Origin of the sequence: Glaesserella parasuis (assembly GCF_017352235.1) — a bacterium.
GTDB classification, from domain to species: Bacteria; Pseudomonadota; Gammaproteobacteria; order Enterobacterales; family Pasteurellaceae; genus Glaesserella; species Glaesserella parasuis.
Genome location: NZ_CP071487.1, coordinates 703,804 through 725,573, shown reverse-complemented (window position 1 = coordinate 725,573; position 21,770 = coordinate 703,804). Strand labels below are relative to the sequence as shown.

25 protein-coding genes are annotated in these 21,770 nt (G+C 40.6%); 8 read left to right on the top strand and 17 right to left on the bottom strand.

The window, feature by feature from the left end; translation table 11 throughout:
* Positions 1–41 precede the first annotated feature (41 nt).
* Positions 42–1,838, bottom strand: coding sequence for a PTS ascorbate-specific subunit IIBC (locus J1G47_RS03730; RefSeq protein ID WP_005712744.1), 1,797 nt, complete (start codon positions 1,836–1,838; stop codon positions 42–44).
* A gap of 332 nt (positions 1,839–2,170) precedes the next feature.
* On the opposite strand from J1G47_RS03730, the gene J1G47_RS03725 reads away from it, so the two are divergent.
* From J1G47_RS03725 to J1G47_RS03715, 4 genes are all read left to right on the top strand, one after another.
* Positions 2,171–3,031: an L-ribulose-5-phosphate 3-epimerase gene (locus tag J1G47_RS03725; protein WP_005712738.1), complete on the top strand. Its 861-nt coding sequence runs from the start codon at positions 2,171–2,173 to the stop codon at positions 3,029–3,031.
* Positions 3,025–3,717 carry an L-ribulose-5-phosphate 4-epimerase gene (gene araD / locus J1G47_RS03720; RefSeq protein WP_005712736.1) on the top strand — a complete coding sequence of 231 codons (693 nt, stop codon included), beginning with the start codon at positions 3,025–3,027 and terminating at the stop codon, positions 3,715–3,717. The genes J1G47_RS03725 and araD overlap by 7 nt, the downstream gene beginning before the upstream one ends.
* 75 nt (positions 3,718–3,792) lie before the next feature.
* Positions 3,793–3,921 (top strand): transposase-like zinc-binding domain-containing protein, encoded by a 129-nt coding sequence (locus tag J1G47_RS12305; protein WP_416037107.1) that lies wholly within the window; start codon positions 3,793–3,795, stop codon positions 3,919–3,921.
* A complete protein-coding gene (locus J1G47_RS03715) occupies positions 3,873–4,427 on the top strand; it encodes an IS256 family transposase, variant Zn-binding type (RefSeq protein WP_418251393.1) in 555 nt (184 codons plus the stop codon). Before J1G47_RS12305 ends, J1G47_RS03715 begins: the two co-directional genes overlap by 49 nt.
* A 38-nt stretch (positions 4,428–4,465) precedes the next feature.
* Here J1G47_RS03715 and J1G47_RS12300 read toward each other — a convergent pair whose 3' ends face one another.
* From J1G47_RS12300 to J1G47_RS03705, 3 genes are all read right to left on the bottom strand, one after another.
* Complete coding sequence (locus J1G47_RS12300; RefSeq protein WP_021115467.1) at positions 4,466–4,639, bottom strand: hypothetical protein; 174 nt, start codon at positions 4,637–4,639, stop codon at positions 4,466–4,468.
* A 73-nt stretch (positions 4,640–4,712) separates the two neighbouring features.
* Positions 4,713–5,276: a transposase gene (locus tag J1G47_RS12295; RefSeq protein ID WP_457769181.1), complete on the bottom strand. Its 564-nt coding sequence runs from the start codon at positions 5,274–5,276 to the stop codon at positions 4,713–4,715.
* A gap of 132 nt (positions 5,277–5,408) precedes the next feature.
* Positions 5,409–5,969, bottom strand: coding sequence for an LOG family protein (locus J1G47_RS03705; protein WP_010786596.1), 561 nt, complete (start codon positions 5,967–5,969; stop codon positions 5,409–5,411).
* Between the two features lie 63 nt (positions 5,970–6,032).
* On the opposite strand from J1G47_RS03705, the gene J1G47_RS03700 reads away from it, so the two are divergent.
* Positions 6,033–6,353, top strand: coding sequence for a MazG nucleotide pyrophosphohydrolase domain-containing protein (locus tag J1G47_RS03700; RefSeq protein ID WP_160413318.1), 321 nt, complete (start codon positions 6,033–6,035; stop codon positions 6,351–6,353).
* A gap of 57 nt (positions 6,354–6,410) precedes the next feature.
* Here the strand turns inward: J1G47_RS03700 and J1G47_RS03695 are convergent, their stop codons facing one another.
* Positions 6,411–7,760, bottom strand: a complete 1,350-nt coding sequence (locus tag J1G47_RS03695) for a GntP family permease (RefSeq protein WP_010786597.1) — start codon at positions 7,758–7,760, stop codon at positions 6,411–6,413.
* 197 nt (positions 7,761–7,957) lie between these two features.
* Here J1G47_RS03695 and J1G47_RS03690 point away from each other — a divergent pair, with 197 nt between their 5' ends.
* Positions 7,958–8,473, top strand: a complete 516-nt coding sequence (locus J1G47_RS03690; protein ID WP_075605494.1) for a gluconokinase — start codon at positions 7,958–7,960, stop codon at positions 8,471–8,473.
* On the opposite strand, the gene gntR is transcribed toward J1G47_RS03690, so the two are convergent.
* From gntR to J1G47_RS03640, 10 genes are all read right to left on the bottom strand, one after another.
* Positions 8,470–9,471 (bottom strand): gluconate operon transcriptional repressor GntR, encoded by a 1,002-nt coding sequence (gene gntR, locus J1G47_RS03685; RefSeq protein ID WP_041603183.1) that lies wholly within the window; start codon positions 9,469–9,471, stop codon positions 8,470–8,472. The genes J1G47_RS03690 and gntR overlap by 4 nt on opposite strands.
* Before the next feature lie 134 nt (positions 9,472–9,605).
* Positions 9,606–10,196: a cytochrome c3 family protein gene (locus tag J1G47_RS03680; RefSeq protein ID WP_005714264.1), complete on the bottom strand. Its 591-nt coding sequence runs from the start codon at positions 10,194–10,196 to the stop codon at positions 9,606–9,608.
* On the bottom strand, positions 10,196–10,624 hold the full coding sequence (locus tag J1G47_RS03675) for a nitrate reductase cytochrome c-type subunit (RefSeq protein WP_005714265.1): 429 nt from the start codon (positions 10,622–10,624) through the stop codon (positions 10,196–10,198). Before J1G47_RS03675 ends, J1G47_RS03680 begins: the two co-directional genes overlap by 1 nt.
* Complete coding sequence (gene napH, locus J1G47_RS03670; RefSeq protein ID WP_010786601.1) at positions 10,621–11,490, bottom strand: quinol dehydrogenase ferredoxin subunit NapH; 870 nt, start codon at positions 11,488–11,490, stop codon at positions 10,621–10,623. Before napH ends, J1G47_RS03675 begins: the two co-directional genes overlap by 4 nt.
* On the bottom strand, positions 11,490–12,248 hold the full coding sequence (gene napG, locus J1G47_RS03665; RefSeq protein WP_005714270.1) for a ferredoxin-type protein NapG: 759 nt from the start codon (positions 12,246–12,248) through the stop codon (positions 11,490–11,492). Before napG ends, napH begins: the two co-directional genes overlap by 1 nt.
* A gap of 178 nt (positions 12,249–12,426) precedes the next feature.
* Entirely contained in the window at positions 12,427–14,910 is a 2,484-nt protein-coding gene (gene napA, locus J1G47_RS03660) for a nitrate reductase catalytic subunit NapA (protein WP_160416231.1), read from the bottom strand.
* Between the two features lie 32 nt (positions 14,911–14,942).
* Positions 14,943–15,227: a chaperone NapD gene (locus J1G47_RS03655; protein ID WP_005713334.1), complete on the bottom strand. Its 285-nt coding sequence runs from the start codon at positions 15,225–15,227 to the stop codon at positions 14,943–14,945.
* Positions 15,228–15,279: 52 nt separating this feature from the next.
* Positions 15,280–15,837, bottom strand: a complete 558-nt coding sequence (gene napF, locus J1G47_RS03650; RefSeq protein ID WP_160413265.1) for a ferredoxin-type protein NapF — start codon at positions 15,835–15,837, stop codon at positions 15,280–15,282.
* A 171-nt stretch (positions 15,838–16,008) separates the two neighbouring features.
* Positions 16,009–16,134 (bottom strand): type B 50S ribosomal protein L36, encoded by a 126-nt coding sequence (gene ykgO, locus J1G47_RS03645; protein ID WP_005713329.1) that lies wholly within the window; start codon positions 16,132–16,134, stop codon positions 16,009–16,011.
* A gap of 18 nt (positions 16,135–16,152) precedes the next feature.
* The gene (locus J1G47_RS03640) at positions 16,153–16,419 is read right to left on the bottom strand and encodes a type B 50S ribosomal protein L31 (RefSeq protein WP_005713327.1); all 267 of its coding nucleotides are present in this window, start codon (positions 16,417–16,419) and stop codon (positions 16,153–16,155) included.
* A 213-nt stretch (positions 16,420–16,632) separates the two neighbouring features.
* On the opposite strand from J1G47_RS03640, the gene rpe reads away from it, so the two are divergent.
* Entirely contained in the window at positions 16,633–17,307 is a 675-nt protein-coding gene (rpe, locus tag J1G47_RS03635) for a ribulose-phosphate 3-epimerase (protein WP_010786606.1), read from the top strand.
* A gap of 74 nt (positions 17,308–17,381) precedes the next feature.
* Here the strand turns inward: rpe and J1G47_RS03630 are convergent, their stop codons facing one another.
* Entirely contained in the window at positions 17,382–18,830 is a 1,449-nt protein-coding gene (locus tag J1G47_RS03630; protein ID WP_015939923.1) for a sulfatase-like hydrolase/transferase, read from the bottom strand.
* A 66-nt stretch (positions 18,831–18,896) separates the two neighbouring features.
* Entirely contained in the window at positions 18,897–20,588 is a 1,692-nt protein-coding gene (locus tag J1G47_RS03625) for a solute:sodium symporter family transporter (protein ID WP_005713320.1), read from the bottom strand.
* 252 nt (positions 20,589–20,840) lie between these two features.
* Here J1G47_RS03625 and J1G47_RS03620 point away from each other — a divergent pair, with 252 nt between their 5' ends.
* Positions 20,841–21,647 (top strand): sulfite exporter TauE/SafE family protein, encoded by an 807-nt coding sequence (locus J1G47_RS03620; protein ID WP_005713317.1) that lies wholly within the window; start codon positions 20,841–20,843, stop codon positions 21,645–21,647.
* Positions 21,648–21,770: the final 123 nt, after the last annotated feature.

Genomic DNA, 21,770 nt, shown 5'->3' with positions numbered 1-21,770 from the left:
TGGATAAATTCCCCCCTTTGAAAAGGGGGGGATTGACTAGGTTACTTAGCGTTATGTTTATTGATTAACTCAACGAGTTCATCACCGAATGAGTTAGGGTTTAACATATTTTTCACGCCTAAGAATACTTTGCCTTCTGGCACTTCAATTTCTGCTGCTAAGTGTTGAGATGAAACGATAATGTCGATTTCATTTAATTTGCCTTTGTAGTCCGTTACGGCACAAGAGTCCATAATATTTGGGATACCACGTTTATCTAAGTAGCCTTTGATCTTCATTTTCATCATCATTGATGAACCTTGACCTGAGCCACATACCGCTAAGATACGAACTGGTTTTGCATCACTTTGAGCAGGTGATACTTCTGCTTTTTCTTCTACTTTTGTTTCTTGTTGAGTTTGAACTTCATCTAAGCCGTAGCCGTCTAATTGTTCAAGTGTTAAGCCTTTTGCTGCAGCTTCTGCTTCTTCAGCGCGTAAGTTGCGAGAAGCGAAGAACATATAAACCATCGCTAGAGCAACAATGATGAAGAAGAAGCCTGGTACGCTAATGATACCTTGTAGGATTGGTGGGAAGAATAACGCCCAGTCAGCCATACCCATCCAACCGTTGAAGGTTGTACCTTGGCTTGCTAACATTTGGATTACCCACGCAGAACCTAATACTTCGATCATACCCATCACGAAACAGATTTTCATTACTGCTTTCCAGCCACCGAATTGGTTTGCAAATACACCGATTGTTGCGTTAGAGAAGAACATCGGGATAAAGCCTGGAATGATGAGAATTGGTGAGCCAAAGCCTAATAGGATACCTACTGCCACGAACTGACCGATTGCACCCCACATAAAACCGAATACCATCGCATTTGGTGAGAAAGCATAGATTGCCGCACAGTCGATTGCAAGTACTGAGTTCGGGATTAAACGTTCAGAGATACCTTTGAATGCTTCTGAAAGTTCTGCAACGAACATACGCACACCAGTTACGATGATTTGAATTGCTACTGCAAATTTCAAGCCCATTTCAAGAATGTACATAAACCAGTGGGTTTTACCTGCCATTTGTTGCAAGTTATCTAAACCGAATGAAAGTAAGATGATACCGAAGAAGATTGTCATTACTAACGCGGTTGCAGAGATACTGTCGTGGAAGATATGTAACCATTTTGGTAGGTTCATATGATCGACTGAGTCATCTTTGTTACCGAGTTTCGGTGCAAGTTTTACTGCAATCCAAGACGCGATTTGTTGTTGGTGACCGATAGAGAAACCTGCACCGCCAGTAACCGCTTGTGTTGGTTTATATATAATGTTAGAAGAGATACCCCAGTAGAGTGCCATTAACACAGAAGTATAGATAATGGTTTCCCACATAGAAGCACCGATGATCATATAGAACACCGCAACAAGACCTGCTTGTTGGAACATAATATGACCTGTAAGCATAATGGTACGGATACCTGTGAATTTTCTAAATACCACTAATAAGATATTTAATAATAATGCACCGATAACTGCATAACCTACCCATGCATAGTTGTCTGCCATTGTTTGAATAGTCGCTTGCATACTGGTGTAAGGGTCGATTACTGCACCTGTTAAGTTATGGAATTTAGATAAACCTTCGATAACGGGTTTGAAGTTGGTTACAAGGAAACCCGAACCCGCTTGTACAATCATAAAACCAACAATGGTTTTGATTGTCCCTTTAATCACGGTAGTGGTGTCTTTTTTCAGAAGAATGTAACCCAAGCAGGCTACGATACCAAGTAAGAATGGTGCTTTATTTAACACCTGATCTTTTAAAAAGAGCAGGATATCTGTGAGCATTTCCATAAGAGTACCTCTTATTTTATCAATAAATATATGGAGAAAAATTGCTCTCAGCGCAATGCTGAGTGTCGAAATTCCGATAAGTACGAATTTAACATCGTGCATAATAGCAATTTCATACGACTAAAAAAAAGGGCTGGAAGTGATTTTGGCTTAGAAATCCCCCCTCCCCCCCTTTTTCAAAGGGGGGGGGGAATATCAAGGAAATTATAAGCAATCTGGATAATGTAATAGAACAAATTTATCAATATTCAAATACATAATAATGCTCTCTCCGAATATTCCCCCCCTTTGAAAAAGGGGGGATAGGGGAGATTTAAAAACAGGAGCAACCCGTGAGAAAACATAAACTAGGTATCTATGAAAAAGCCTTGCCAAAAAACATCAGCTGGCAAGACAGACTGTCTATCGCCAAAACCTGTGGTTTTGACTTTGTGGAAATTTCCATTGATGAAACTGATGAACGCCTTGCTCGCCTTGATTGGGGTAAAAAAGAGCGTTTAAAACTTGTGAAAGCGATAGTGAACACAGGTGTAACCATTCCATCAATGTGCCTATCAGGGCATCGCCGTTTCCCATTTGGTAGTCGTGATGAAGCGACTCGCCAAAAAGCCTACGAAATTATGGAAAAGGCAATTCAATTAGCGGTGGATCTCGGTATTCGCACCATTCAACTTGCGGGCTATGATGTCTATTACGAAGAACAAGACGAAGGTACAATCCAACGTTTCCAAGAAGGCTTAGAATGGGCGGTTGAGTTAGCGGCAAGTAACCAAGTGACCATTGCGGTTGAAATTATGGATACTAAATTTATGAGTTCGATTTCCCGTTGGAAAAAATGGGACGAGATCATCAAATCACCGTGGTTTACCGTTTACCCAGATTTAGGCAATCTTTCTGCTTGGAACGACAATGTTGCGGAAGAGCTTAAACTTGGTATCGACAAAATCTCGGCTATTCACTTAAAAGATACCTACAAAGTTACTGAAACCTGTAAAGGTCAATTCCGTGATGTACCGTTTGGTGATGGTTGCGTGGATTTTGTCAGTTGCTTCAAAACCCTTGCAGAATTGAACTATCGTGGGGCATTTTTAATTGAAATGTGGACAGAAAAAGCGGAAGAGCCGATTGCTGAGATCATCAATGCTCGCCGTTGGATTGAACAAAAAATGAAAGAAGGGGGCTTCGAATGTTAAAAGAATTGCGTGAACGTGTTTTAAAAGCAAATTTAGAATTACCAAAATATAAATTAGTCACATTCACCTGGGGTAACGTGAGTGAAATCGACCGCGAGTCTGGTTTAGTTGCCGTTAAACCATCTGGCGTAGATTACGATGTAATGACAGCTGATGACATTGTGATTGTTGATTTACAAGGCAATCGTGTCTGGGGAACGAAAAAACCGTCTTCAGATACCCCAACACACTTAGAGCTTTATCGTCAATTCCCTGAAATTGGCGGCGTGGTTCATACACACTCTCGCCACGCAACCGCTTGGGCGCAAGCAGGGGAAGATATTTTGGCACTTGGTACAACACAAGGCGATTACTTCTACGGCTCTGTACCTTGCACCCGCCGTATGACCCCAGAAGAAATCGCAGGCGAATATGAGTTGGAAACAGGTAAAGTGATTGTTGAAACTTTCCGTAAACGTGCGATTGAGCCATCAATGGTACCTGGCGTGCTAGTTCACTCTCACGGACCTTTCACTTGGGGTAAAGATGCATTTGATGCGGTACATAACTCAGTAGTATTAGAAGAAGTTGCCTATATGAATTTTGTCAGCCACCAAATCCGTCCGAATATTGGTTCAATGCAACAAGAGCTGTTAGACAAGCATTACTTACGCAAACACGGTAAGAATGCGTATTATGGGCAGTAATAAATCGGTGTAATAGACAAATTTGTTGCTAAAAAGAGGCTTAACGCCTTATAGTACAAGGCTTTAAGCCTCTTTTTGAAACATGAACAAAAAAACTGCCCATTTTGCCAAAGTCTGAAAATAAAGAAACATGGTACATCAAATAATATTCAACGATATTTTGTCATAAGGGTCATAAAACATTTTCCCTTAAGAATAAATTAGATCCAATAAAAATTTGGACTGATTACACATCCGGAAAACAAACCTATCAACAACTTGCCGTTAAATATCATTGTTCAGTCAGAACTATTCAAAGATATATTGATAAAGCCCCTACAACAGCTTTAAAACTACCTTTAAATCGATACTTGAACATCATTATGGATACGACATTCTTCGGTCGTTATTTTGGTGTATTGGTGTTAATGGATTCAAATTCAAACAACGTCATTTCCCATTATTTTGTGCGAACCGAAAAAGATATTTACTACAAACTTGCCCTGAATGGGTTAAGAGAAAAAGACTATATAATTCAATCAATTGTCTGTGATGGTAGACGTGGTTTGATGAAAGATTTATTTAATACGCCAGTACAGATGTGTCAGTTTCATATGGTGGCAATTGTGATGAGGAAATTAAGAAAAAAACATCAATCACAAGCGGGTAAAGAATTAAAAATAATTGCAAAAACACTCACAAGAAGCTCAAAAAATGAATTATCGGCATAGTAGACAAAAGTGTTGGTTTTAATTATTTTCCCTAATTCTTACCAACTCTTTTTATTTAAAAAATCCTTTATAAACATAATCTTATGTCTTTTCATTAATCCTGTATGATGCGATAATTTTTCCTTTAGTTGCCCAAATAAGTTTTCAAGTCTATTTGTCGTTTTTTCGATATTTAAATCGCCATGCTTTTCATAGGTAAATAGATAATCCATATAACGTTTAAAACTATGATAAGCACTTCTTACATTCCGATGTTTATAAGGATAATATCCCTTTTCATTCGGTTTACCTGGCCGTTCTTCTAAAAAACGCTTTATGTTTTAAATACCAATGATGTAATCGTAAATAGACGTCTTTTTTAGCGCTCTGTTTAAGAGTCAATGCAATAATTTTTAATTCTTTTCCAGCTATAGATTGATGTTTTTTTCTTAATGCTCTCATCACAATAGCTACCATATGAAAATGGCACATTTGCGTCGATGTATCCAATAAATCTTTCAATATACCCCGTCTGCCGTCGCAGGTAATTGATTGAATGTTATAGCCTTTCATACGAAGTGAATTAAATACTATTCTGTAATACACATCTTTTTCCGTTTTGATGACACGATGGTAAACCACTTTTTTAGAAAGCGAATCCATCAGGACTAAAATACCAAATTCACGACCAAAAAAGGTGGTATCCGCAATAATATTTAAATCACGTGATAGTGGTGGATTTAATTTCTTTTTAAGGGTAAATGTTTTATTACAAGCATTACATTTATAGCGTTGAATATTATTTCTTATACCATGTTTGCGAATGTCGCTACTGTGGCAAAAATGACATTTTTTGGGTTCATAATTCAAAAAAGTGGCTTAAAGTCTGTAATATAAGGCTTTAAGCCATTTTTAGTGGCCAGTTTGTCTACTATGCCATTTTTCCCTCTCGAGAAACATTAGCCTGCCTATAAAGAAAACTGTTAAATATCTCCCAGACAATTAATATACTCTCACTTTTGGTGGAGTATAACTTTGAATAAAACTTTCAATTTCTACCAAATTATCTGAAAACAGTGTTTTGTCTCTATCCGTTTGAGTGAGAAAGCCTTGTTTTACCATATTGTCAAAAAAGGCTTTTAAATCATCATAATAGCCATCACTATTAAACAAAATACACGGATTGGGGTTTTGACCAATTCTCGCCCACGAAATCACTTCAGCGATCTCTTCTAATGTACCTGGTCCGCCCGCTAACGCAATATAAGCGTCACCTAACTCTATCATTTTGCTCTTACGTTCAGGCATAGAATTGACGGTTATCATCTGCGTCAAGCCCTTATGTGCCAATTCTCTTTCCTGTAAAAAGGTTGGCATAATACCAATCACTTCACCACCATTTTCCAACACAGTATTTGCCAATAAGCCCATCAACCCCGCGTTACCACCACCATAGACTAACGTATGTTGATGTTCTGCAATCCATTTACCCAATTTAATCGTCGCTTGTTGGTGAGCCAAATTATTCCCGACACTTGCTCCGCAATAGACGGTTATTTTCATTTCTTTTTCTTCCTGTTTTGTTAAAGTAGTGGCAGATGGTAACAAATAATGAGAGAGAACAAAATGCACTTTCAAGAATATCAACAATGGGTGAGGGAATTTTATCAACAGCAGAATTGGTACGAGCGAGATGTTTTTCGTCGCCTTGCTTATCTCACAGAAGAAATTGGCGAGGTTGCCTGTGCCGTGCGTGCTATTGAGATTGGTCGAGAGCGCCCTGATGAAATTGAGCAAGATGCCTTACAGAAAAAAGAAAATTTAATCGAAGAATTGGGTGATGTGTTTGATAACTTATTTATCTTAGCGGATAAATACGATATTGCGATTGAAGATGTGATGGCTAAACATCAACAGAAGTTTACCAAACGTTATCGTGGAGAATAAGCAAGCGGTGAGATTTGCAAAAAATTTTGCAAATCTCACCGCTTGTCACATCAATAACTAAAGTAAAATACTACCAATATAAGCAATAATAAAACCTACAACACCAATAGAGGTTTCAAGGGCTGTCCAAGTTTTCAAGGTTGTTTTTTCATCCATTTCTAAGAAGCGACTTACGAGCCAGAAACCCGAATCGTTTACGTGAGAAAGCACTGTCGCACCAGAAGCAATAGAAATCACAATAAAGCAGAGATCAAATTGAGTTAGGCTTGTATCTGCAGCAACCATTGGTGCAATTAATGCTGCTGTTGTGGTTAATGCGACTGTTGCAGAACCTTGTGCGACACGGAAAGTTGTTGCGATAATAAATGCTGCTACGATAATTGGCATACCTGTATCTGACATTAAGGCAGAAAGTTCATCACCAATACCGCTTGCACGGAGCACGCCACCAAACATACCGCCAGCCCCTGTTACTAAAATAATAGAACAGATCGGCCCTAAAGCGTTGTTACAGATTTTTTCAATTTGTTCATAGCTACGATTGCCTTTTAACAGCAGAATTGCCACGACTAAAGTAATCAATAAGGCAACGGGTGTTTTACCAATCAAACGTAAACTTTGAACCCACAGGTCTGAACCATCAACCACTTTAGCAACGGTTAATGTATTCAATCCTGTATCAAATAAAATCAAGAAGATCGGTAATAACAGGATAATCAGAACACGTTTGAAACTTGGCGGATTTTGTACTGCCGTCTCATTTACAGCTAATGAATTTAAAAAGGCTTTTGGTAAATCCACATGGATACGTTTACTCACAAACATACTGAATAAGTAAGTACCAATATACCAAGTTGGAATCGCACAGATTAATCCAACAATCACCAACAATCCCATATTAGCCCCCAATAAATCACCAGAAGCAACAGGGCCTGGATGAGGAGGAAGGAAGGCGTGCATCACGGCAAAAGCGCCCGCTGATGGTAATGCATAACGTAATACTGAACCACCAAACTGTTTTGCTACGCTAAAAATAATCGGTAGCATCACCACAAGTCCGGCATCAAAAAAGATAGGGAAGCCAAAAAGTAAAGAGGCTACACCAAGAGCGAATGGAGCTCGTTTTTCCCCAAATTTATTGATTAGGGTATCGGCAAGGACTTTTGCTCCGCCCGTAATTTCAAGTAATCGACCGATCATCGCACCTAAACCGACCAATAAGGCGACAGATGCTAATGTACTGCCAAAGCCTCCTAACAAGGTTGGTAAAATTTTATCGACAGAGATCCCTGTCGCTAATGCGGTTAATAAACTCACAATAATTAAAGCCACAAATGCGTGCACTTTAAATTTCATAATCATCACAAGTAGCAAAATAATCGCTACAATCATCGTAAAAATTAACATATAACCCCCTAAGGCATGAATTGTTACTGGTAACATATTATTTTGTATCTAAAATGTAAACATTATTCTTAAATTTATTTTAAATCTGTGATCTTGTTCAAATTTTAAATAAAAACCTTATGATTTAATCTATCAACGTGTTACATTATAGAAAAAATTCAGTTATCGGTAACATTTTTTGTTGTAGGAGAACCGTTATGTCAGAAGGGAAAGCATTTATTTTAATGGGCGTATCAAGTACAGGGAAAACCTCTATCGGGACAGAAGTCACACGCCGTTTAGGTATGAAATTGATTGATGGCGATGATCTTCATCCAAGAGCAAATATTATTAAAATGGGGAGTGGCATTCCACTCAATGATCAAGACAGAGAACCTTGGCTAGAACGGATTAATGATGCGGCATTTAGCTTAGAACAGAAAAGTGAAAAAGGTATTATCGTCTGTTCTGCGTTGAAAAAAATCTATCGAGATCGTATTCGACAAGGCAACAATGATGTTAAATTTATCTTTCTGAAAGGCTATTTTGAATTGGTGTTAGAACGCATGAAGCAACGCAAAGGGCATTATATGAAAACAGATATGCTGAAAAGTCAATTTGCAACCTTAGAAGAGCCACAGGCAGATGAAAAGGACGTGATTTTTATTGATATTGATGCACCTTTTGAAACCGTGGTAGAACGTTGTATTGAAGCCATCAAACCGTTGCTTTAAATACTTTCGCCCAAATGAATCTGATAGCCTAAATTAATGATACTACTCTGCTGTGGCTCACCCTTTAGGCGATTCAATAGTTCTTGAGCTGCAACTTTGCCTATCTCTAAACGAGGGGTAATAACCGTTGCTAATTGTGGGGTAAGCGATTGCCCCACATCATGTCCATGAAAGCCTGCAATTGCCATCTCTTTTGGCACCTTAATGCCTAGACGTTGACATTCAAACAATGCCCCAATCGCTAAATCATCATTGGTACAGAAAATACCATCAATATCAGGATATTGTGCCAATGCCTGTTGAAGTTGTTTTGCACCAAGGGTAAAAGATGAAGGCTCATCGGTAATCAAACTATGTGGTTCTAAATGATATTTTCGCATGGCTTGTTCATAGCCTTGCATTTTCAATTTTGTCCGTTTATCCATACGTGCAGTAAAATAAACAATATTTTTATGCCCACGGCTAATCATAGTTTCAACCATAGATTGTGCTGCAGAAATATTGTCAAATCCGACCGCTTGTTGAATGCCAATTTCACTACTATCCATGATCTCAATCACTGGAATATTCGCAACCTCTAGCATCTTCAAAGTACGTTTAGAATGGTGATTTTCCGACAGAATAATGCCATCCACATTATAGGAGAGTAACGACTCAATTCGCTGTTCTTCTTTCTCTTGGCTATAACCATAGTGAGCTAACATCGTTTGATAACCTGCCTTATCCGTGACTAATTCAATACCTTTAATCACATCAGCAAAGACTTGGTTGGTTAAAGAAGGCACCAACACTCCTATGGCTCGGCTTTTTGCATTCGATAAAATATCAGGTGCTCGATTGGGAATATAGCCAAATTCTGTAATCGCTTCTGCAATTCGCAGCCCTGTTTGATGTGCGACTGCTTCTGGATTACGCAAATAACGACTGATCGTCATTTTAGTAATCCCTAAATGATCGGCAATATGTTGAAGCGTTGGGCGTTTACGTTTTGGTGCCATAAATAGAATAGATAAAAGAATAGATGACTTATTCTACTGAAATTTAAGAGAGGTTCCAATGGAGAGGCAATAAATAGAAATGATCAAGCGGTGAGATTTGCAAAAAATTTTGCAAATCTCACCGCTTGTATTCCTTATTTCTCTGAAGAGAAACCTGATTTCACCCCGTGCATATTTGGCAACTGGTGAGCAATCCCTTTATGGCAGTCAATACAAGTTTTACCTTCTTGTTCAGCCATTGCGTGCATTTTTGCCGCCACATTTTTTTGCTGAGTGAAGTCCATATCGCTGAAGTTATGGCAGTTACGGCACTCTTGTGAATTGTTGGCTTTCATTCTCGCCCATTCACGTTGAGCCATTTCTAAGCGGTGTGCTTCAAATTTCTCTTTGGTGTCCACTTTGCCTGTTAGATGAGCAAAAACTTCACGAGATGCGACAATTTTGCGTGTCCATTTCGGAATAAATTCGTGCGGTAAGTGGCAATCTGCACAGTCCGCTTTAACACCACTGCGGTTTGAGTAGTGAGCAGATGCTCGATACTCAGGAACAACATCATTCATATGACAGCTTGAACAAAACTCTTCTGTATTAGTGTGCTCTAATGCTGTGTTAAATCCACCCCAGAATAAAATACCGCCGATCGCAGAAACGACAATGAGAAAACCGATACCGATTTTGCTTGGGGTTTTAAACCACGTCCAAAATTTTTTGATGAGCTTAAACATTATTTACCCCCAAATGCTTTGGTCGGTTCAAATTGGTTTTCGATAATTGGATCAACATTTGCTTGTGGAACGTGGCATTGTAAGCAGAAATAACGACGTGGTGATGTGTCACCAGTTACTTTGCCGTCACGATCCATAAAGTGTGTTGGGCTAATGCGGGGTGCACCTGTGGTACGATAGTTCTCTACGCCGTGACAGTTTAAACATTGGTTGGTGTTTTTGGTCACTTGGTAGCCTTTAATGCTATGTGGGATCATTGGGGGCTGGTTCACATAGCTAAGCGGTAACTTTCCTTCATCTTTTGGCATATTGTGGAAAGCTGGCTCAATCGCTTCAACACCTTTATCTGGACTTGACGGGACTTTTTCCACATTCGCAAAAGCCACACCTGTTACTGCGATTAATAATAGGGCGAGATATTTTTTCATTTTTCACTCCGTTCACGTTCAAAACGTGTTGTAAAACTAAATACATTTTCTGCACAGACATCAACGCAACGTCCGCAACTAATACAATCTTTCGATAACACTATTTGGCTATCTTCGGGTTTACCATTTAAGGGTAAGCGTAGTACCTGTGGTTCAGGGCAAACGTGGAAGCAATCCATACAGCGATCACACTTCGCACGATCAACAACCCCTACTCGTACAATGCTTTTTGCACCGATTAAGCCGTAGGTCGCTCCGATTGGGCAGAGATGTCCGCACCAACCGTGTTCCACAATCAATAAATCAAATAAGAAAACCGCTAACACTAACCAAAGCGTTGCACCAAGACCAAAGACGAACACTCGACCAAGTGCTGCAACGGGGTTGATCCATTCCCATAATAATGTGCCAGAAATTGCTGACCCGACTAAAATCATCGCTAAAATACCGTAACGTAATGAACGGGGTAATTTAGCAGATTGGCGGATCCCCAGTTTTCGTCGTAGCCAAGCTGCACAATCCGTGACAACATTGACAGGGCAAATCCAGCCACAGAATACCTTGCTGGCGAGTAAGGCATATATTGCCACGATAATCGCTGCCCCCAGTAAGGTTTTCCATTCAGGCAAATAGCCTGTGGCAAGGCTTTCTGCGGTAATTAGTGGATCGGTTAAGGGGATAAGATCAAACAGCATACTTGAGCTGTAATTGCCTTTTAAGATCCACACATTCCACATCGGACCGCTTAAGAACATTAACACTACACTGAGCTGGCTTAATCGGCGTAAAATTAAAAAGCGATATGCACGCCACCAACCGAGTTTTTGTCGGGCTTCAAGCCCTGCATCTTTCGGGGAATTTGCCATTACTTCACCCCCTCTGGCATTCGTGTTGGTAGGGAAATAATGCCTTCTGGGTTGGTTTCATCAAGCAGAGAATGTCCTGCTTTCTGTTTTTCTTCCCAACCAAGTCGGTAATGTTTACCTAACATTCCTTTTGCCAACGACATTGGTAATACTTTGATTGCGGCTTCATCTAACACACAGGCTTCTTCACACTTACCACACCCTGTACACGCATCGGAATGTACCGTTGGGATAAACATTGCGTGTTTACCCGTACGATCGTTGCGTTGCATTTCAAGGGTGATCGCCTTGTCAATTAACGGGCAAACCCGATAACACACATCACAACGTAAGCCTTGCCAGTTCAAACAGGTTTCGTGATCCAGCAGAACGGATAAACCCATTCGAGCATCATCAATATTCGTTAAATTTGGATCTAACGCACCGCTTGGGCAAGCCTTAACACAAGGAATATCAGGACACATTTCGCACGGTTTATCACGAGCGATAAAGTAAGGTGTTCCTGCTTCCATTGGTGATAGCAATGAAGCCAAATGCAACATATCGTAAGGGCAAGCCTGTACACATTGTCCACAGCGAACACAAGCGGCGGTGAAATCTTTGTCATCGGCTAATGCACCTGGTGGACGCAGTGCCACGCCTTGTCGAGCAAGGCTTTGGTTTTGTTGTAAGGCTAAGATGATCCCCACACCACAAACACCGCCTGCCGTGCGTGTCGCATTTTTTAAAAATTGGCGACGATTTGGATCGAGTTTCAATGCCTGTTCCTTATTTGCAAATTGTTGCTCAAATCTAACCGCCTACGGGGTATCTGATATTCTTCCCCCATTTATGGGGGAAGTACCGCCGCAGGCGGGGATGGGGGATATCAACTATGCCCCCATCGGTTTCGCTTCGCTCAACCACTTCCCCCACAGGTGGGGGAAGTGTTCTTGGCTAAGCCTTCACAACCTTAACCGCACATTTTTTGAAGTCGGTTTCTTTTGAGATTGGGTCGGTTGCATCTAAGGTTAATTTATTGGCTAACTGACCTGCATCGAAGAAAGTGGTGTAAATTAAGCCTTCAGGCACTTTGTTACGACCACGAGTATCTAAATGCGAGATCATCTCACCACGGCGTGAAATCACTTTCACTTTGTCGCCGTGACGTAAACCACGTTTTTGAGCGTCCGTTGGGTGCATCCACACTAAGTTATTCGGGAATGAACGGTGTAATTCAGGTACACGACGGGTCATTGAGCCTGAGTGCCAGTGTTCAAGTACACGCCCTGTTGATAACCATAAATCATATTCCGCATCTGGTGCTTCCGCAGGTGGTTCATACGGTACGGCTAAAATCACTGCACGTTTATCTTTATTGCCGTAGAAAGATACGCCTTCCCCAGCTTGAACATATGGGTCGTAGCCTTCACGGTAACGCCATAAGGTCTCTTTACCGTCCACGACTGGCCAACGTAAACCACGTGCTTTGTGGTAAGTTTCAAAGCTCGCTAAATCGTGACCGTGACCACGTCCAAATTCGGCGTACTCTTCAAATAAACCTTTTTGTAAGTAGAAACCGAAGTGGTCTGCTTCATCATTGATATAGCCTGCTTTATCTGCCGGTACTTGGAATTTATCAACTTGACCGTTGCGATATAACACGTCAAATAGTGTTTTACCTTTGTACTCAGGGTTTGCCGCTAACACTTCTGCTGGCCACATTTCATCTGTGGTGAAGTATTTAGAGAACTCCACTAATTGCCATAAGTCTGATTTCGCTTCGCCTGGTGCTTTCACTTGTTGGAACCAGAATTGAGTACGACGCTCTGCGTTACCATAAGCCCCTTCTTTTTCTACCCACATTGCTGTTGGAAGAATTAGGTCTGCAGAAAGTGCTGAAACTGTTGGGTATGGATCTGATACCACAATAAAGTTGCGTTCATCACGCCAGCCCGGCATACGCTCTTGGTTAATATTCGGACCACATTGCATATTGTTGTTACACATTACCCAGTAAGCATTGAGTTTGCCGTCTTTTAATGCACGGTCCTGTGCCACGGCGTGCAAGCCGACTTTAGTTTGGATAACGCCGTTTGGTAACTTCCATAATTTTTCTGCAGTTTTAACGTGTTCAGGGTTAGTCACCACTAAATCCGCTGGTAAGCGGTGAATAAATGTTCCTACTTCACGTGCTGTACCACAGGCTGATGGCTGACCTGTTAATGAGAAAGGTCCGCAACCTGGTTTAGAAATTTTGCCTGTGAGTAAGTGAATGTTATAGATAAGATGGTTTGCCCACACACCACGAACGTGTTGGTTAAAGCCCATTGTCCAGAACGAAACAATATTTAGGTTTGGATCTGCATACATTTTTGCAAGGCTTTCTAACTGATCTTTTGGCACGCCAGATAATTCGTGAGCTTTATCTAAGGTATATTCAGAAACAAGCTGTTTGAACTCTTCAAAGCTACTATCGTGCATTTTACCTGCGGTTTTTGCATTTTTCGCTGCTTGTTCTAATGGGTGGTTATCACGCAAACCGTAACCGATGTCGGTTTCACCACGTTTGAATTTGGTGTGTTTTTGGATAAAGTCTTGGTCAATCGCATTGTTTTGAATTAAGTAATTTGCGATATAGTTCATAATCGCTAAATCACCTTGTGGTTTAAATACGATAGGTAAATCTGCAAGTTCAAAAGAACGGTGTTCAAAAGTAGAGAGTACTGCCACTTTCGCATCTTGTTTAGATAAACGACGGTCAGAAATACGCGACCATAAGATCGGGTGCATTTCCGCCATATTTGATCCCCAAAGCACAAATGCATCGGCTTTTTCAATATCATCATAGCAACCCATTGGTTCGTCCATACCAAAGGTACGCATAAACGCAACCGCTGCTGAAGCCATACAGTGACGTGCATTTGGATCGATATTATTTGAACGCAAGCCTGCTTTAAACAGTTTAGATTTTGCTACCCCTTCAAAGATCGTTGATTGACCTGAAGTGAACATACCCACGCCATTTGGCCCTTGCTCTTTAATCGCTTTCTTGAATTTTTCCGCCATAATGGTGAATGCTTGATCCCAAGAAACAGGGGTAAATTCACCATTTTTGTCGTATTTACCGTCTTTCATACGCAACATTGGCGAGGTTAAGCGGTCTTTTCCGTACATAATTTTCGGCAGGAAGTAACCTTTAATACAGTTCAAACCACGGTTTACTTCTGCATCAGGGTCACCTTGAGAAGCGACCATACGCCCATTTTGCGTACCCACAAGTACGCTACAACCCGTACCGCAGAAACGGCAAGGTGCTTTATCCCATTTAATGCTATTGTCGTTAGCGTACACATTTTTCACAGGTAACGTAATACCTGCAGCGAGAGCTGCTGCTGCCGCTGCATTTGCTTTCATAAAATCGCGACGATTGAGTTCCATAAATTCCCCACAAAATAATAGGTAATACCAAATTAAAGTGTTTCATCTTGGTGGCTATAAATCAGCGACACCACGATAACCCCTTCAATATCTTTAATCATCTCCATACGATCAACCAAATCAGGTTGATAACTGGACTCCAAAACAACCACGAGCTTACTCTCTTCAAGTTTCACCCCGTGGATTTCCGTATTCGGTAACTCAGTTAAGGCTTGCTTCACCAAGTCTAACTTTTCAGGTTTCACTTGAACTACAAGGCTACAAACATACCAGTTGTCCGCTTCGTCATAGTTCAATTTATCAGATACATTTCTCATTATTACTCTCTTTTATCCCTATCCCGTTTACGGGAGAGGGAGGAGAAAGCCTTTAGGCTTTCGGAGGGAGAGGGCTTTGGACATTTCTCACCAAAGTGACCGCTTGTGTCGGACAAACTGCCATACAAGCCCCACAACCATTACAACTTTCCACATTTAATTCAGGCATTGCCACTCGCCCTACTTGTCGCTTAAAACGAATGGCTCGGCTTTCACAACTATCTTCACAACTACGGCATTCCACACCGCTAAACGCCATACAACTTTGCTGAATTTCAACATAATGAAACCAAGCTCGCTCATCTGTTGAACGAAACACACCAGCTTCACACGCAGTCACACACGCCTGACAAAAAGTACATTCCCCCCGTCCATTCATAAAATTGACTTCGGGATAACCGCCAGCCCCTTTCACTAAAATTTGTGTTTCACACACGGCAATACACTTATCGCAAGCGGTGCATTTATCAAAAAAATTTGCAAGATCAGTCCAAGGTGCTCGAACGGCTTGATGCCCTTGCTGAGCCACTTTTTCGTCCTGAAGTGATTTCAAAAAATGTCCACGCAAAAAGCTACGGCGAGGTAAAGTCGTTTCTGTAAAATTAGCCAAAAATAGTTTACTCAATGGATAGGTTATTGATGTTAATGATTGTAACATTTATAAAACATAAAAAATGCAAACAAAATACATTTTATGAATGTTATTTGACAATAATCAATAAAAAAGCGGTGAAAATGATTTAATTCTCACCGCTATATATTTGATTTTATAATGCTTTTCTTAACGCTGTCTTGCCTTAAAGCGAGGGTTCGTTTTACAAATCACATATAATTTGCCCTTACGACGAACCACTTGGCAATCTGGGTGGCGTGATTTCGCTGATTTAAGCGAATTTAAAATTTTCATTTTGTCCCCTTTTATTTCTTATTTTTTCGTTAAGCTCGAAATGCCTTTAAAGCGTTCATTGAATTTGCTTGCACGTCCTTCAGTATTTGCTTCACGGCGTTTACCCGTATAAACAGGGTGAGAAGCAGAAGAAGTATCTAATGGATAAAGCGGATACTCTTTGCCATCTTCCCATACCATTGTTTTATTGGTTGCCGCACAAGAGCGGATAATCCAGCCTTGTTGCACACTACCGTCGTAAAATAACACTTCACGATAATTTTCAGGGTGAATCCCTTTTTTCATATATTCTCCTAGTCAAAAACTCAGACTTAAAACCATAAATTAAATACGGGATTATTTTGCCTGAAACAAAATAAAAAAGCTATAATTTTTTTATGGTCTTTGTTAATTTTTTCAACTTAAACGAAAGGAAATAACGAAATTGCGAACTGGATCTAAGTTTCTTCGCGATAAATATGCTAGGCTATTGCTATTTTGTAAGTAGGAGATCAGACAATGGCAAAACAACCTTATCTAATCGCTCCGTCTATTTTATCTGCGGATCTTGCTCGTTTAGGCGATGATGTGGCAGAAGTATTAAAAGCAGGGGCGGATTTAATTCATTTTGATGTAATGGACAACCACTATGTGCCGAATTTAACCTTCGGACCTGCAATTTGTAAAGCCCTACGGGATTACGGCATTACTTGCCTGATTGATGTACATTTAATGGCAAAACCTGTTGATCGCTTAATCCCTGATTTTGCAAAAGCAGGGGCAGACATCATCACTTTCCACCCAGAAGCAACAGAGCATATTGACCGTTCATTACAACTTATCCGTGAACACGGCTGTAAATCAGGCTTAGTATTTAATCCTGCAACACCATTAAGCTACTTGGACTATGTGATGGATAAAGTCGATGTGATCTTATTGATGTCGGTAAATCCAGGTTTTGGCGGACAAGCATTCTTACCATCTACCTTGAATAAATTGCGTGAAGCTCGTCGCAGAATTGATGCCAGTGGATTTAACATTCGCTTGGAAGTTGATGGCGGTGTGAAAGTCAATAACATTGCTGAAATTGCAGAAGCAGGGGCAGATATGTTCGTTGCAGGCTCTGCGATTTTCGATCAACCAGATTATAAAGCTGTGATTGATCAGATGAGAGCGGAGTTGGCTGTAAAATAATACTGTAAAATATCTAAGAGGTTAACCAGAGTAAAACTATTTATTATATCTATCAGGTTAACCCCTTAATGGCCTTAAATTTCATCAATAATCCGATACACCCAATTCTCAAGCGGGTCGTTCAGACGTTTCATTTCCAAACGCATCTCTTCGAGCATCTCTTTTTTGATTGCTTTGTAAGCGTCATCATAGAAGAGATTGTGCATTTCCTCAGGATCTTTGCGGACATCATAAAGTTCGCACAAATCCGTGGCGTTGAAGACCAGTTTGTAATCTTTACGTCGCCACATACGCTGTTCAAAGTAAACAAAGTGTCCTGCAAGTTGGCAGAGCAAGCCTTTGCGGTCGTTCTCTTTGTTTTCTCTGGTGATCGGTAAAATGGTTTCCCCTTGGAACTCTGGCGGAACTTCCTGTCCTGCGACATCATAGACCGTTGAGGTGAGGTCGTGAAGATAGACGAGATTGTCATCAACTTCATTGATACGGTTAGATTGTGGGTCTTTGATGATCAGTGGGACGTTGTAGGTGGTTTCAAACATAAACTCACCTTTTTCAATCATACGATGTGCACCCATTGCATCACCGTGATCCGCTGTGGCAACGAGGAAGGTGTTTTCGTATAAGCCGTTTTCTTCCAAGAAGGTAAACAGCTCACCGATGGCATCATCGATTAAGGTAATGTAGCCCCAGAATTTCGTGATCACTTCTTTCCAACTCTCTTCGCTGGCTTCCCACATTCCCCACATTTTTGAGATGGTGCGGAAATGCCCTGGTTTGCCTTCAAGCGGTTTGAAGAAACTTTCATCTAGCACAACATCTTTTGGATCGTACATTGAGTAGTAAGGCTCAGGCACGATACAAGGGGTATGTGGCCCCCAGAAGTTAATCCAAGTGAAGAACGGTTTGCCTTCAGCCAGCGACTCGCGGATATATTTTTTCGCTTCGTCAATGATGAAGTATTCAATGGTTTCTTCTTTTGTACCAGAAAGTAAACCGCACAATTCTTGTACACGTAAATGTGGGTTATCGCCAAAGTAAGCTCGGCTAACTTCGGGGATTTCATAGCCTTTTTCTTCTAGCCATTCACGATAACGGTTAGAGTGTGTCGGCGGTTGGTTGAACACTAGATTTTTATAGACTTGGCTACCTGGGTAACCGTAGCCATCAAAATTGTGTCCTTTAATTCCATAATCTTCAGGAACAGATTTTGTGCCAACGTGCCATTTTCCTACGACATAAGAGTTGTATCCTTCTAAATTACAGATGTTCGGTGCTTGTTGGCTGATTTCCCCTGTGCCACCTTTTTCACCGTTTTTAATAATCCCGTGACTAGATGGCATTAAGCCTGTAAACAATGATGTTCGAGCAGGTCCACACACAGAAGCAGGCGTAAAGGCATTATTGAAACGAATACCGTCTGCTGCAAGTCTGTCAAGGTTAGGGGTTTTGACAATTTGGTGTCCGTAAGGACCAAGCATATCTTTGCGGACTTGGTCTAAAAGAATGTAAACGATGTTGTTCATAGCAATATCCATTTTTGAATTTCCTTCCCCCGTTTACGGGGGAAGGTGCCGAAGGCGGAAGGGGGGCTACGCTTTATCTACCACTTTCTTTTTACCGAAGAAAATCAGGATAAGCACTTGCACCACAGCCCATACGCCCATAATCATTGTCGCATTACCTTCTGCGGAAGCTAAACCAAGTGGTGATAACACCAAGTGTAAGGTAATTAAGCCTAACACTAATGAAGCCACAGCTGTTCTTGCATATTCCCAGTGGGTTAAGTCCACGTTTGAATGGTTGATTTGGTTATCTTCGTATGGGGTCGCACGTTTTAAGAATTGACCTAAGATAAGCATTAACGCCACATCAAAGACAAAGAGTGAACCCATTACATACACGAAATTCACTTTGACATTAATCACCCACACTAAAGTGAAGTAAAGTACAACGTGAGCTAATAGGGTAATACGAGCCGCTAAACCTGATACATAGCGGTTGAACAATCCAACGGCAAAGAGTGCCACGATAGGAATGTTAAAGAAGCCTGCAAAACGGCGAGTAAACAAGAAGATACCGTCTGTACCGAACATTAATAACGGTGCAACAATCATTGTGATGATCGCCATTACGGTACCGATTTTTTTCGCATAGGCAATAAGTTCTTCATCGCTGCGTTTTACTTTGGTAATCGCAGGCAATAAGTCGTTACAGTAGATGGTTGCCGCTGAATTTAAGAATGAGTTGAAGGTACTTAAAATCGCTCCGAATAATGCAGCCACAAAGAATCCTTGTAACCAAGTCGGTAACACTTTATTGACTAAACTTGGGTATGAGGCATCAATCGGTTTTAAGCCTTCGCCCAGAATGTGATAGCTCAATAAACCCGGTAAGTTAAGGATTAACGGTAGCAACAAGAGGAAAAGTGCTGCAATTAAAATCCCTTTTTGACCCGCTTTTAAATCTCTTGCCCCTAACGCACGTTGTACTATCGCTTGGTTTGTTGTCCAGTAGAAGAAGTTGACGATTAAGATACCCGTGAAGATAGCTGGCCAAGGCACAGCGTCTGTGGCACTACCGATAGCATTGAATTTTTCAACGTGGGTTGTGCTGATAATGTGTAAACCTTCTGAAATGCTACCGTTACCTAAATAAGCAAGGGCAAAGATAGGCACAAGTAAAGCACCGATCACTAAGATCACCGCATTCCAAGTATCCGATACGGCAACGGCTTTCAAACCACCGAAAATCGCGTAAATTGCACCGATGATACCGATTGCAATTACGGTGTAAGTAATCGCTTCGCCATAGCTGAGATTAAACACTTCTTGTAGGCTGAAGATTTTATTAAATGCAATCGCCCCTGTATAAAGTGCGGTTGGAATAGCAATGAAAAGATAGAAGAACAAGAAGAGCGTGGACATAATCAAACGAGTTTGTCTGTCAAAACGTGCTTCAAAGAACTCTGGAATAGTGGTGTAACCGTTACGGATATATTTTGGTAACAGATATAATGCAAGGAAACAGAGTGGGATAACAGATTGTACCGTCCACGCCATAATCGAGAAGTTACCTGCATAAGAGTTTGCATTGATCCCGATTAACTGTTCCGTTGAAAGTGAGGTTAATACCATTGAGCAGCCGATGACTGCACCACTCAATCCACGCCCTGCAAGGAAATAACCTTTTGAGGTGCTTAAATCATCATCTTTGGTTTTATACCAAGAGATTAAACCGACTGCAGCGGTTACGATGATAAAACTGACTATCGTAAGAAACATATAGTCCTCCTTAGTTTCAGATAAAGTTTATGAAGTTGCTATTCTAGAAATTTAGAACAGCTTTAGCATAATCTCGTTAGATGTAAATAAATTATGATAATTGTCATAACTGTAAAGTGATCTTGCTCACAAATTTAGAAAATAATGAAATTTCACTCGGAAAAATATGAGGACGATCATAATGGGATAGCAGATTTCACTTTCATAATAGAAGCTGTAGGACTTTCAACACCTCTATATTAGGGGGAATTTATGACAATAACCACAATTTTGATTTTAATCGCCTGTGGCATACTGACTAATTTAATGTCAGCACTGTTTGGGATCGGCGGCGGTGTGCTAATGGTGCCGATTTTACACACGCTGTTTCCTGAATTTTCGTTACAAATGGTTGCGGCGACCTCTTTAATGACAGTAATGGGAACAGCGGCAATCAATTTAGTCTATTTCTATAAACAACGTGTTCCTGTCAAAATGAAATCTCTGTTGCTGTGGTCAATTGGAATGATTATCGGCGTTCAGCTTGGGTTTGAAATCAGTTTTTTCATTCCAAATTGGGCAATTGTTGCAGTGTTTGTGACTACACTTGTTGTCCTTGCATTATGTCTTATTCTCGCAAAAAAATCTGAGAATTCCACCGCTTGTAGCTCGTTAAAAGAGAACATTAAGGGAATTTCAGTGTGCTTATTTGGTGGAAGTGTCGCAGGAATTACAGGTATTGGCGGTGGCTCAATTATGGCACCTCTTATTAGTTTGTTACCAAGCGTCAAACCACATCAAATCGCCGCTTATAGCAACTATATGATGATTATTGGTGGATTAGGAAACTTATACGGTTATCTAAGCAAAATTCCACCAGTCTATTTAGAAAACTCTTGGCAAGTGGGATATGTGAATTTTACCGTTGTGTCTATTGTGGTGCTATGTTCATTTTTAACCAGTTTCTTTTCAATGAAGCTGAGAGGGATTTTAAAACCGCTTACAATGCAAAGGCTGTTAAGCGGTATTTTGTTGGTGATTGCTGGTTATATGTTGATCTTGCAGGGTGTTCGTTATTAGGCTGGTAAATATTATTTAGATAGCGTAATTTGATGTTATGCTCTATGGTATATTTAAAACATTAATATTTTGTCATCAAATATGGCATAATTTAATTATTGATTTAATGGGGACTAATATTAT